Annotated in this window: 14 protein-coding genes; 4 read left to right on the top strand and 10 right to left on the bottom strand. The window is 46.2% G+C overall.

Annotation, left to right across the window (positions count from 1 at the left end; all coding sequences use genetic code 11):
• Positions 1-100 precede the first annotated feature (100 nt).
• Positions 101-553, bottom strand: a complete 453-nt coding sequence (locus BUA14_RS13570) for a DUF2680 domain-containing protein (RefSeq protein WP_084078633.1) — start codon at positions 551-553, stop codon at positions 101-103.
• Between the two features lie 146 nt (positions 554-699).
• Here BUA14_RS13570 and BUA14_RS13565 point away from each other — a divergent pair, with 146 nt between their 5' ends.
• The 4 genes from BUA14_RS13565 (at position 700) to BUA14_RS13550 (ending at position 4,337) form a co-directional block, all read left to right on the top strand.
• On the top strand, positions 700-1,395 hold the full coding sequence (locus tag BUA14_RS13565) for a response regulator transcription factor (protein WP_072773074.1): 696 nt from the start codon (positions 700-702) through the stop codon (positions 1,393-1,395).
• Positions 1,385-2,917 carry a HAMP domain-containing sensor histidine kinase gene (locus BUA14_RS13560; RefSeq protein WP_072773073.1) on the top strand — a complete coding sequence of 511 codons (1,533 nt, stop codon included), beginning with the start codon at positions 1,385-1,387 and terminating at the stop codon, positions 2,915-2,917. Before BUA14_RS13565 ends, BUA14_RS13560 begins: the two co-directional genes overlap by 11 nt.
• 102 nt (positions 2,918-3,019) lie before the next feature.
• A complete protein-coding gene (locus BUA14_RS13555; RefSeq protein ID WP_072773072.1) occupies positions 3,020-3,691 on the top strand; it encodes a cytochrome c biogenesis CcdA family protein in 672 nt (223 codons plus the stop codon).
• A 46-nt stretch (positions 3,692-3,737) separates the two neighbouring features.
• Positions 3,738-4,337 (top strand): TlpA family protein disulfide reductase, encoded by a 600-nt coding sequence (locus tag BUA14_RS13550; RefSeq protein ID WP_072773071.1) that lies wholly within the window; start codon positions 3,738-3,740, stop codon positions 4,335-4,337.
• Positions 4,338-4,445: 108 nt separating this feature from the next.
• Here BUA14_RS13550 and thpR read toward each other — a convergent pair whose 3' ends face one another.
• The 9 genes from thpR to BUA14_RS13505 all read right to left on the bottom strand — a co-directional run bounded on the left by thpR (position 4,446) and on the right by BUA14_RS13505 (position 12,742).
• Positions 4,446-5,009, bottom strand: coding sequence for an RNA 2',3'-cyclic phosphodiesterase (gene thpR / locus BUA14_RS13545; RefSeq protein WP_242954655.1), 564 nt, complete (start codon positions 5,007-5,009; stop codon positions 4,446-4,448).
• 35 nt (positions 5,010-5,044) lie between these two features.
• Complete coding sequence (locus tag BUA14_RS13540) at positions 5,045-6,283, bottom strand: multidrug effflux MFS transporter (protein WP_072773070.1); 1,239 nt, start codon at positions 6,281-6,283, stop codon at positions 5,045-5,047.
• A 131-nt stretch (positions 6,284-6,414) separates the two neighbouring features.
• A complete protein-coding gene (locus tag BUA14_RS13535; protein WP_072773069.1) occupies positions 6,415-7,590 on the bottom strand; it encodes a Ger(x)C family spore germination protein in 1,176 nt (391 codons plus the stop codon).
• Positions 7,587-8,672: a GerAB/ArcD/ProY family transporter gene (locus BUA14_RS13530; protein ID WP_072773068.1), complete on the bottom strand. Its 1,086-nt coding sequence runs from the start codon at positions 8,670-8,672 to the stop codon at positions 7,587-7,589. The genes BUA14_RS13535 and BUA14_RS13530 overlap by 4 nt, the downstream gene beginning before the upstream one ends.
• Before the next feature lies 1 nt (position 8,673).
• A complete protein-coding gene (locus BUA14_RS13525; protein WP_072773067.1) occupies positions 8,674-10,287 on the bottom strand; it encodes a spore germination protein in 1,614 nt (537 codons plus the stop codon).
• Positions 10,288-10,447: 160 nt separating this feature from the next.
• The gene (locus BUA14_RS13520) at positions 10,448-11,062 is read right to left on the bottom strand and encodes an ABC-2 transporter permease (protein WP_072773066.1); all 615 of its coding nucleotides are present in this window, start codon (positions 11,060-11,062) and stop codon (positions 10,448-10,450) included.
• On the bottom strand, positions 11,059-11,907 hold the full coding sequence (locus tag BUA14_RS13515; RefSeq protein WP_072773065.1) for an ABC transporter ATP-binding protein: 849 nt from the start codon (positions 11,905-11,907) through the stop codon (positions 11,059-11,061). Before BUA14_RS13515 ends, BUA14_RS13520 begins: the two co-directional genes overlap by 4 nt.
• Positions 11,908-12,288, bottom strand: coding sequence for a GntR family transcriptional regulator (locus tag BUA14_RS13510; RefSeq protein ID WP_072773064.1), 381 nt, complete (start codon positions 12,286-12,288; stop codon positions 11,908-11,910).
• 145 nt (positions 12,289-12,433) lie between these two features.
• Entirely contained in the window at positions 12,434-12,742 is a 309-nt protein-coding gene (locus BUA14_RS13505; RefSeq protein ID WP_072773063.1) for a PAS domain-containing protein, read from the bottom strand.
• Between the last annotated feature and the right edge of the window lie 41 nt (positions 12,743-12,783).

The following is a 12,783-nucleotide window of genomic DNA, read 5'->3' as shown; positions in this document are numbered from 1 at the left end:
TCCGCTCCTGGGATTGACAAATGCTTACATAAAAATTAAAACAGGCTGTAAGGATCTATGCCCTTACAGCCTGCCTGTATAATGTGCCTTCCCAAAATGACTAGCGGGCTTGATTATAGCCACCGCCGCAGCCGCCCTGGCCACCACGGCCAAACATACCGCCATTACCGGCTCCCATCATTCCCCATCCGCGACCATAACCATCCCCATAGCAATAAGCCTGATTCTCTTCCATGGCTGTGATCATCTGATCGGCTTGCTGCTGCGTCAAATTCCCCAATTCAACTCTTTGCGCCAAAGCATCCTTTCTCATTTCCAGAAGCTCTTTTTGGAATTCATCCAGTTTTCCGGACTCATTGGCCATGACTCCCAAGCTTTTGCCTGTTTCATATTGTTCAGTCAGTACACTTTCCACTGTTTTTCCGGTGATTCCGGCTAAAGCCTCTACAGGGTTGTTATAGGCAGAGGCCGCCAGGACCGTTGAGGAAGATGCCCCTACACCGAGCACGATGACTCCAATCATGATTGCTTTTTTGAACTTTTTCATAATCATACCTCCTAGTCTTTTGCTGTATATAGAGTAATCCAAAAGTTTGACAGAACTATGTCTTTTCTAAGTTAAAACCATTGTATTTTTGTCACACGAGTTTTTGCAATACTATGGTAAAATGGGCTAAAGAGTACTAGGGAGAGAGTGTTATGCTAACTCTATTGATTGCCGATGATAATAAACAAATTACATCGATCTTAGAAGAATATGCGAAAAAAGAAGGCTATCATCCCCATCTAGCTGGGGATGGCTGTGAAGCTCTGGAACTTTTTCAGCAGCTTCAACCCGATCTCGTCTTATTGGATGTGATGATGCCCAAAGTAGATGGTTTTGAAGTTTGCCGGGAAATTCGTAAAACTTCAAATGTCCCAATCATTATGATCACCGCTCGGGGCGAGGATTTTGAAAGGATCATGGGGCTGGATATCGGGGCCGACGATTATATCGTCAAACCCTTTTCCCCCGGTGAGGTGATGGCGAGAATCCGAGCCATTCTGCGCAGAATCAGTCAAAACGACGAGGAGAAAAAACAAATCCTGTCTTTTGCTAATCTGATGATCAATCTGGATGACTATCTGGTGACCATTGACCAATGCCCTGTCTCCTTAACCAAGAAAGAAATCGAAATCCTCTGGACTCTGGCAACCAATCACAACAAAGTGTTCTCCCGGGATAATCTGCTCAACAGCGTTTGGGGCTATGATTACTTTGGCGATATCCGTACCGTGGATTCTCATATTAAACGTTTGCGTTCCAAGCTGGATTCCTTCCCCCATGAACAATGGGAGATTAAAACCATTTGGGGTGTAGGCTATAAATTCGGGGAGAAAACCAATGAAGAATAAAATCGCCCTTAAACTCACCCTGTATTTTTCCCTGAGCCTGCTCTTGTTCTCCCTTATTATCGGCAGTGTATTTATGACCCTGTTCAAGAATCAGACGGTTCAGCTGCACAAGGTTGACATGGAAAAACGGGCAACCTCTATTGCGGGAACACTCTCAACCTTAATCAGCAACGCCAGTACCGCCACCGCTACCCAAAGCAGCGAAGCCGGAACAAACGGCATGAACAGCGCGAACCGTATGGGGGGCATGATGCACGGTATGGGGATGGGTGGAATGGGCGGCATGATGCAAGGTATGGGCGGATACAGCTCTTATCTCCAATTCCTTGACGAGATCGCTATGGCCGATGTCTGGATCGTGGATGAAACCCTTCAGCTGATGACCATTGGCCATATGACCAACCGGCAGATCAACTATGCCGATTTACCGGCGGACGCCGACCAGGTCGTCAAAGAAGTGTTTCAGGGCAATACCACCTTTAGCGAAGGCTTCAGCTCCCTTCTCAATACCCCGACCTTGACTGTGGGAGCCCCCATCAAAGCCGGCGATAAAGTGGCCGGTGCCTTGCTTCTTCATTCTCCTATCCAGGGAACCAAGGAAGCGCTGCAGCAAGGAGCAGGGATTCTGGCCATGAGTATCATCGTTGCTCTCCTCTTATCTCTTCTCCTTTCCATTGTCCTGGCATATACTTTTACCAAGCCTTTGAACCGCATGAAAAACTCCACCCTGCAACTGGCTAAGGGAGATTATCTGGCCAAAACCGGAGTTCAGCAAGAAGATGAAATCGGGGAACTGGCTTCAGCCATTGATATTCTCAGTGAGCGCCTGGAGTCAGCCAGTCATGAAAGTGACCGTTTGGAACAACAGCGCCGCGATTTCATCGCCAAGATCTCCCACGAGCTCCGGACCCCTGTAACCGTCATTCGGGGTTCTTTGGAAGCCCTCTGTGACGAAGTCATTACCGAGCCGGATCAGATCAAGGCCTACCATCGGCAGATGCTCAAGGAAAGCATCTTTTTACAGCACTTGGTCAACGATCTTATGGATTTAACCCGTTTACAAAATCCCGATTTTAAGATAGAAATGGAAAACATCAGTCTTGGGGATTTGCTCAGGGATGTCCTCCGCAGTGCCCAAAATATCGCCCACGGCAAGGGTATCCTGTTAAAAGCGGACATTGATCAGCAAGCTTCCCTTGGTTCTATCCGGGGCGATTATGTGCGCCTCCGGCAAATGTTCTTGATTATCCTGGATAACGCCATCAAGTTCTCACCACCTGAGGAAAACGTATGGATCACTTTTGTCAATAATACGGTAACCATCCAGGACAAAGGCCCTGGTATTCCCCCCGATAATTTACCCCATATTTTTGACCGCTTTTATAAATCCTCCGCTGTGGAAAACAAAACGGGAACCGGCCTGGGATTGGCTATTGCCAAACAAATCGCCCATCGGCACAGGATTCAGATCATTGTGGACAGCCAACCCGGTCAAGGAACTCGATTCGGCTTTCACTTCTAACGCCCAGGAATATTTTTATATGTCAAGGCGGAGAAGTGAATAGTACTGGTCTTGAACCATACCTTTGGGTCTTGAACTATATTTTTTGGAAAGGATGATCATGTGCAGTATCTTTTGTTGTTCCTGGAGGGAGTTATTACCTTTATCTCTCCTTGCCTGCTTCCCATGTTGCCCATTTACATTTCCTATTTTGCCGGACAGGGGGCCGATGACAAAAAAATAAGAACCCTGACCAATGCTCTTGGTTTTGTCCTCGGATTCACTCTGGTTTTTGTTACTCTGGGGGCTTTTGCCGGTACTGTGGGCAGCTTTTTGCGCGACTACAATCAAGTGATAAATCTTGTTACAGGGCTTATCGTGGTGTTGTTTGGTCTGAATTTTATGGGAGTGATCCGGATTCCCTTCCTCAATATCAATCGACAGGTCAATATGAAGGTAGTGAATTTAGGCTTCTTCTCCTCTTTGCTGTTCGGCATCATTTTCTCCATTGGCTGGACTCCTTGTGTGGGGGCATTTTTAGGCTCCGCCTTAATGCTCGCTGCCAGCGAAGGGGAAAGCCTCAAGGGGATACTCATGCTGCTGTGTTTTTCCTTAGGATTGGGAATTCCCTTCGTGGCCAGCGCTCTGCTCATTGAACGCCTGAAATCCACATTGGACTTTATTAAGAAGAACTACCGAATTATTAATCTTATCTCAGGAGGACTTTTGGTCCTGGTGGGAGTATTAATGGCTACAGGGATGATGGGGTATTTCTTAACCCTGCTCACCTTTTAAAAACTAAACGAAAGATAACTATCAAACTAATCCTGGGAGGGTAATTATGAATAGTAAAACCAAGTTAATTGTGGGCATCGTTGCCTTTGTCCTGTTCCTGGGGATAGCCTATACGGCCTACTCCTCTTTATCTGAAAACTACAATCCTGCTCAGGAGCCGGTGACTCAGGGCCAAGACAAGCCGGATACCCAATCCGGAGATCCTGCTGCACAGGAAGAAAAGAAAACAGAAGCACCGAATTTTACCGTCTATGGGACCGATGGTACCGAACATAGATTATCCGATTTTCGCGGGAAGCCTGTTGTCTTAAATTTCTGGGCCTCCTGGTGCCCTCCCTGCCGTGAAGAAATGCCTCATTTTAACGAAGTTTACGCCCAATATAAAGATGATGTAACCTTTCTGATGGTGGATCTGGTAGACGGCCAGCGGGAAACCGAAGAATCCGGCCAAGCCTTTGTGGATCAAGAAGGGTATGATTTCCCCATTTATCTGGATAAAAACCATCAAGCCGCCTCTGTCTATGGAGTTTCCACCATTCCCACCACTCTGTTCATCGATGGGGAAGGATATATCGAGACCGGGTACCGGGGACCCTTGAAGAAGAGTACATTGGAAACCATACTGAAAGATATGCTCAAACAATAGACTTTTCAGGGCATACACCTACGAGATATCCATAAAAGGAGCCGCAACAACTGCTGTCGCGGCTCCTTTTGCATGCATAAGGCAATATTGATACATCTCAACGATTCTCTAACCCAGGGGATAATCTGCGATCGTTGTATAGATTCTCTTGAACCGAACTTGCTCACTTTTAAAGAGATGAATCCTTTCCGCGTGGATTGGCGTGAACTCAAATCCGCCGACCTCTGCCTGGATTTCCTCAAATCCCCTTGCCAACACAATATCCTGTCCCAAAGTAATATGTGGATTAAAGGGCCTTTTTTCGGGAGGAAAGCCCAGGGGAGCCAGAGCCTGATCCACTTTCTTATGGAGGGCTCCCAAATCCTGAATATCGCCGGCTAAGCCCAGCCATAGCACCCGGTAAGGTTCTTTGCCGCCGAATACTCCCAGACCCTTCAGCTCCAAATTCAAGGGTCTTTCCTTGCGGCATAAGCTCTGCAGGGATTCATCTATCTGAACTTTTTGAGCAAAAGAGATTTGAGCCAAAAACTTTAAGGTAAGATGAAAATTATCCCGTCCCTTCCATCTTCCTTTTCGGGCATAACCTTTCAGCTTCTGTTGCAATTCATGGATTTGATCTTTAACTTTCTCTGCAAAGTCAATTCCCACAAAGGCTCTTATGTTTTGATCCACTATACTTTTCCCACCCCGGCTCTCTTTGCTTCAGATTACTGACTGTCTTTGACGCCGGCACAAGGAATATCAGACTTCATAAAAGCGTACCAGGCCAGTATGGAAATCCCTGAACCTACGACAATCAGCGCTCCCAGACCTGCTACGATATTTCCCCAGGAGATGGAGGCGATGGCCATTCCCAAACTGCCAAATAAAGTAAAGGACATATTGAGAATAGAGGACATGGAACCCGCATCCCCTTTTTGCTGTTCCATGAGAATATTCGTACTGAAGGGACGCATGACAGTTCCGGCCAGGGACATCAAGATAATTCCCATTAAAAAGATCAAGGGCGACAATTGCCCCAAGGTCATAATCAGAATTCCACTTAAGGCAGACACACCGAAGCAGAGAATGGCTAACCTCTTTTTGTTGAAATTAAGAAGGAACCGAATATAGATAGCGGGTCCTAAAATGGAGATTAGAGCATTGGCTGCAAAAAAATAGCTGTACATTTGCTCGCTGAGACCGAAATAATCGATATAGACATAGGAGGACACAGCGATATAGCCCATAAAGTGGATAGAGCCTAAAGCGAAAATAAGGGTGGGGATGATAAAGCTTTTATTCCCGGCCACCACCGCTAAACGGCTCCAGGATCCGATCAGGCTGCCCCGGTAGCGCTCCTCTTCCTTTAATGTTTCTTGATAGAGGATCGTCAATATTAAATTGATGATGCTGATCAAAGCCAATAACCAGAAGGATCCCCGCCAGTCGGTAAAATACAGAAGCCAGGCGCCGACTATGGGCGCAAGCATCGGCGCCAGTCCTGCGATCGATTGAGTGATGGCCAGGATGGTTTCTCTGCTCTTCCCGGTAAAGCAATCTTTAATGATTGCCATCGAGGCGGAAGTGATTCCTCCTGAGCCGATTCCCTGGCAGGCCCGGGAAATAATTAAAAGAGTGATGTTAGTGGATAGGGCACAGGCAATGCTGCTGACAATATAAATAGCGCTCCCTACCATGATGATCGGCTTTCGGCCGTATCGATCGCTTAAAGGTCCCCAAACAAGGATGGCTATGGCATAAAATAAGAAAAACAGGCTTAGGGTCAAATTGGTTATGGAGGCACTGCTGCCGAAATACTCGTTCATCGTCGGCAGTGCCGGCAAATAGAGATCCATGGATAAAGGAATGAACATATTCATCAATACGATAAAGGCAATAATGCCTTTTCTACCCAGGCGCTTTTGGCCCATTTTGTCTTGTTGGCCTTCACTGACTCCTTGCATATAATCCTCTTTCTCCTCTGCATTCTGTTTTTAATCAATCTCTTCTATTGTATAATTTTTTTCTGTAAATTTCTATGTCAAAAGCAAGAGGCCTGCTTTGACTTGCCCGGATCGTTTTAAAAATCAAATCTTTAAAGATCAAACCCTGTGTTGGATGTACCGAAAGCCTTAATTTCCGCATCTACTTCCACTTCAATTTCAGCATCTCTAAAATACCTGCGCCATTCAGGAGCAATGGTTTCCCATTGTTTGAGGTGATATCGATGCAGATGTTCGTTAAAGCCGAAAATATCGGCATCATATTCTTTCGCCTTAGCGACAGTTTTCCAGACCACATCTATAATCTTTTCCTCAATAGCCTTTTCCAAGACCGGCCGATCCCCTTCATTCAGCATAGGTACGCTTGCCTCGTGGACTACACCGTCGGCTTTGATATGGATGGTAAACTTGGGTTTCCCTTCCACCAGCCCCGAGGATATTTGCCCCTTGATATTGGTCATATAAAAACTGAAGAGAACATCGCCCACCGTCACTGCCAGAGGGATTTCCGGATTCGTCGGACGTCCCACACTGAGAACATACCCTAAAGCTTCTTCGTCCTCCAGCCACCCAACCAGCTTCGAGTCACGAATCACTCCAAATCCCTGAATCTCTATAGAGGATTCGACGCTTTCCTCTCCCTCCTGTCTGGTATAAATTTTGATGTGGGGCAATACTGTATCCCGGTCCTTGCGAATAAGCTGCTTACTGAAATCCAATGCGGTCATTTTAAGGGCGGCTCCGCTTTCTTCCATGGTTTTATCAGCAATCTTGCGTACCTCTTTTGATAAAGCTGAACTCAATTCCGGTTCTGTCTGCAATATTTTATTAGCTTCCCCTTCACAAACAAACATATAAACACTGATACGGGAGAAGGGTAAGCGCAGATCCGCACTCATGATATTGGGAAGTTCTTCCCGAGCCACTCTTTCCCCGATAACAATCGCCACATTATGCTCAACAAAATCCGTAGCCGGCAAACGCTTGACCAGATTATTAAAAGCATCTTGGATCGTAATTCCTGTCCCCTTCAGCAGGAGCTCCCGCGCACTTGAATCTTTTTTTAGCCCACTGCCCTGAGGTACTCTTAAATCCAGGATACGGGTGGAGATCTGCCATAGATCCTTTCCCTCGACGGTAACCCTATCCCAGGCAACAAGAGTTGATACAGCTAAGTCTTCCACTTCCCTGCTGTCCCAACATCCGTTCATCAGAAGGACGCTTGCCAAAAGGCTGAGCAATAATAAACCATGAACCTTCTTCTTCACTGTGCTTTTCTTCCTTTCTTAAGGAGTACCGCCGCCGCCAATAACAGACCTGGTATCACCAGTTCAAAAACATAGGCAAAAGGCGGCCAATAGTTGCTTAAGAATGAATTTAACTCCATCGAATTGTTCAAAAGAAAATTGGAAGCTGCGCCGAGAACTACCCCAAAAGGGATCACAAGCCGCCGATAGGATTTCCAGCCAAACACTTCGGCGGTCGTGACACATCCTAAATAATAGATAAGGGTAGATTTCACGACAACTGCGGAAATCCAGAGAAAAACAATGATCGTCTCAATGCGCAGAAAAGTGCTTCCCACTTCAATAAAACGAATGACCAGCCAAAAAGGCAAATCGTAGGCGGCAGTCAATTCCGGACCTAAAATGAGCACGGTTAAGAGTATATTTCCGGTAAGGAAAACGGCGGCGGCCAGGATAGCCCAAAGGCTTTGGCGAAAAATCTCTTGCTGCTTATGGATGTGGGGAAACAGAAAAGCCAGAATGATGCATTCACCAAACCAGGAGCCCGGAACTACGGAGGCCCTGATGATCGGATTCACTCCTCCTTCCAGCAAAGGCATTAATTCTTTCAGCTGCATATCTTGAAAAGCAAAAAATACAATGCTAAGAAAACTGATCACAAACAGGGGCAGCACAAATTGAGCGGTACGGGCGATCACTTCAATTCCCAGGGAAACACCGTAACTGCAAACCACGACAAAACAAAGAGCGAGAAACCAGGGAGGAGTATTTTTCAAAAGAAAAAAATACAGAACCTCAGCAACTTGTTGTACAATCAAGAAACTGAACACAAAGAAAAAGATCATATAGCCGATCCCGATCATTTTCCCCAGATACTTTCCGGCAATAATCCTGCTGTATTGGATTAAATTTTTTTCAGGAAAACGCCGGTTAAGCTTTGTCGTCAGCCAAAGAGTGAGGCATCCCAATCCCGCTGCCGGAAAAGGTACCAGCCAGGCCGACTGACCGGCCGTCTTAGCCGTAACGCTGGGGATGATAAGAACAGCCGTCGCCATAATCGTTAAAAACAAAAGCACGGCAAATTGTAAAGTAGATATGCGCACTCTAGCGATGGGAGTCCCCTCCCTCCTGATCCGGCTTTTGCGGACCCTGATTCCGTGCCTGACGTTCCGTCCCCTCATTCACCAACCGGGGACGGGTGATCATGGCCCACCAGGGCACACGAACGATAGTGTCTTTAAGATCCTTGAAGCTGTAGGGTGCAAAGGGGGTAAGATAAGGCACCCCAAAGGATCTTAAACTGTTGAGATGAAAAAGAATAAACATAAGCGCAAACATAATTCCGACGATTCCTAAAACCGCCGAACACATCAAAAGGAAAAAGCGCAAAATACGAATGGACGTCCCGGCCGGATAGTTGGGTATCGTGAAGGAGGAGATGGCTGTCAAGGCCACGACAATCACGGACAGTGGCGACACAAACCCGGCGTTTACCGCAGCCTGGCCGATGACGATACCCCCTACGGTGCTGATCGCCTGGCCTATGGTTTTAGGAAGGCGGACCCCTGCTTCCCGCAGCAATTCAAAGGTTATCTCCATAGCGAGAATCTCCAGAAAAATGGGAAAGGGCAATTCCTGGCGGGCGCCTGCCACAGTGGCGAGCAAAGGCAGGGGAATCAATTCCTGATGAAAGGAAAAAACAGCCACCGTTAAGGCCGGGAGCATCAGAGAGAAATTGAGGCCGATAAAACGCAAAATACGAATAAAGGTGGAAAATTCGGCAGTCGTAAAATAGTCCTCAGAGGCCTGCAGCAGTGTCATAAAAGTGCAGGGCACCACCAGACTCACAGGAGTATTGTCCACCATAATAGCGACTCTGCCCTCCAGCAAACAGCCCGCGACCCGGTCAGGGCGTTCCGTGGTGAAGATCAAAGGAAAATTCGATAGGGATTCATCCTGAATCATTTCTTCGATATAGCCGCTGGCCAGAACTCCATCTATCTTAATCCTGTGCAGACGGATCTTTACTTCTTCCACGATTTTATTATCAGCGATTCCCTGAATATAGCAGACACCTACTTTCGTGCGGGTCAGATCACCTATCTCGAAGGCCTCCATCTTAAAGCGGCTGGTGCGTATACGGCGGCGGAGCAGCATGACATTGGTGGCCAAACACTCCACAAAGCCGTCTTTAGGTCCCCTGACCACCGGCTCTGAATCAGGTTCTGCTATACTCCTCGCTCTTTCCCCATGAGCATCCATCAATAAGGCAGTCGACGCTCCCTCGATAAGTAAAGCCACCTTGGAGTCCAATATCCCTTTGGTTAGTTCGCCTATGTCCCGGGCCGTTTCCACATTGGCCGCCGTGCTTAAGTGATCCCGGACATAGTCGACGATTTTCTCAGCCACCGGCTGACCATCATCAACCGCCCCGGATGCTTCATGCATCATTATCGGCCCCAGCATATACTCGGAAATTTTCTTGGCATCGGTAATCTCCTGGAAATAAATCAAGGCGGCATCGATGGACTCACCGGCATTAATCTTGAACTCCCGAAAGGCAATATCGCCACACCGCTCAAAGATCTGCTGCAAACTTTGCAGGTTTTCCTGAAGGGAATGATCCAAAGCCTTAGCCTGGACTTCCCATTGATCTTTTTCATTGTCATTTTTTTCATTCCCCGGAGAGAGGGCTTTTTGAATCAATTCCTTAAACATACACTTCCCTGACCTTCTCGCCATTTTCAACAGCTGACTATCTTGAGTTAGTATGCCAAATAAAGGGAATCCCCATCCTCAATATAAAGAGGATCTCTGAACATCAGTCCAAAGATCCTCTTTTTCAACGGCTCCCAGCCCCTTCTGATGAGAGCAAAGGCTAAAACTCTTTTTTATTATAGATACCGACGGAGATTTTTACGGAAAGCAGGAGTATCCCGGCAATGAGCAAAGGTGATAGATATCCTAAAAATCTTAGGGTTTGAGCACTGGGAGGCTCAATCCCCAGCTGGGGAAGCATAATTATTATCACTGAAGGGATAAGCAGCATAATAAGCCGGGACTTTTCCACACCAAATTTAAAAAGGAGCGGCAGGATCAGAGCAAGAGAGAACAAACCAACTCCACCTAGGGCCAAGGTCATGATGATCATCTCCCCGATGGCTATTTCACCTGTAAAAAAGACGATGATCCCACCGATAATGCTCACTGTAATTACTGCTAAAAACTCAGCTATGATCGCCAACAGATATTTGCTGCAGACAATGGTCTTCCTTTGGATAGGCATGGATAGAGCATATTTATCCCATTTGCTTTTTTCGTCATAAGCCATAGTCGTGATCGGCAGTATAACGCAGAGAAGAACGATCATGGCCGCCAGCATACTTAGATTTTCATATACGACCGAATATACAGCATAGAACATCAGCAGCGCTAAAAAGATTTTGCCTTGCTGCCTTAAAGCAAAGATATCCTTAATAATCAATCCTTTCATTTCCCTACCCCCCTGCTATGAAACAGCATAATATCCTCGAGTCCCGCTGAATCGATCAGGAATTTACCTTTGAGTTTTTTTCTTTTGACCAGGGCTTCAACGCCAAACTGATTTTTTCGATAGCTGATGATCAACCCTTTATCCAATTGGTCCAGTTCCGTATGGCTACACTTGAGAATCCCATAATCCTCAAGGAGCTGATCCTTGGCCTCGCTAAATAATACTTTTCCCTTATGAATAAACGTAATATAGTCGGCAATTTTCTCCAGATCACTGATGATATGAGAGGAGATCAAAATAGAATGTTCTTCGTCCTGGATAAATTCCAGGAAAATATCCAGAATCTCTTCCCGTACCATAGGATCCAAACCACTGGTAGGTTCATCAAGAATCAAGAACTTAGGGTGATGAGACAAGGCCGCGGCGATGGACAGCTTCATTTTCATACCCCTGGAATAATCTTTGACCTTTTTCTGGGGCGGCAAACTAAATCTCCGCAGATAACCCTCAAAAAGCTTCTGATCCCAGTTCCTATAGATATTGTTCATCACCAGGGATATATCCACAGCATTCATATTATCCGGAAAGTTGCTCTCATCAAATACAACTCCTATGTCTTCCTTGATCTCCTTCTCATGGCTCAAATTATTCTTGCCTAAAATCTTCACCTCTCCCCCATCACGCCGGATTAAATTGAGCAGCAGCTTAATAGTTGTGCTTTTTCCCGCTCCATTCTCCCCGACTAACCCCATAATGCAGCCCTTGGGTAAGGAAAAGCTGACATTCTTCAATTCAAACTCCTGATATCTTTTCGATAGATTCTTTGTTTCAAGGACATTCTCCATTTATTCCTCCCCCTCCTTATAAAGCATGGTCGTGATCTCGACAAGCTCTTCCAGTGATATATCAGAGAGTTTAGCCGTCTCAATAGCTTTTTGAAGGTACTCTTCCACCTTCCGTAAATGCTCTTCCCGTATAAACTCTGTATTTTGCGTAGCTACAAAGCTTCCCTTCCCCATGATGGACTGGATAAACCCATCCCGTTCCAAATCCTCATAAGCTCTTTTCGTCGTAATCACACTAATACGCAGTTCTTTAGCTAAGAGGCGCATAGAGGGCAGTGCCTCCCCGGGCTTGAGCTCCCCTGTGATAATTAGATTTTTGATTTGAGAAGTGATCTGCTCATAAATAGGCTTCCCACTGGAGTTGCTGATGATAATATCCAAAGGATCACCTCCCTGTTATCTAAGTTCATAGTGTATATACTCATTATATACACTATGAACGTTTAGTCAATAGTTTTTTATATATAACAAAGCCCCTCAAGATATCAAACATAGCTTGAGGGGCTTTGTTATACAGATAGTCAATTCATTTGGGCAGCCGAATTCTGGTCCTGACTAGTCCGGCGAACTCGCCATCCACTGTATAGCTGCTATAGGTAATAATCATGCCCACGGCAGTTTTCGTAAATTCTTTCATCGCTCCGGCCTTAAACTGAGCGAGGAATTCGCGAATCTTCTCTCTGTTCTCGGGCCTATGACAATCCACCACTTCCAAACCAATGACGGGCTTATTATAGAACTCTTCTTCGAAACGGTTGGCCCAAATCACTTTGAAGTCTGCGTCGGTAACCAACAGGCCTGCGGAACTTTCATAGAAAGCCTGCTCTAAATCCATCATTCATCCTCCTCTTCATGGACTTGGTCTCTTTAGTCTTC

Origin of the sequence: Desulfitobacterium chlororespirans DSM 11544 (genome assembly GCF_900143285.1) — a bacterium.
Lineage (GTDB): Bacteria > Bacillota > Desulfitobacteriia > Desulfitobacteriales > Desulfitobacteriaceae > Desulfitobacterium > Desulfitobacterium chlororespirans.
Note: the sequence above shows the minus strand (reverse complement) of the source record. Positions and strands in the feature narration are given on the sequence as shown.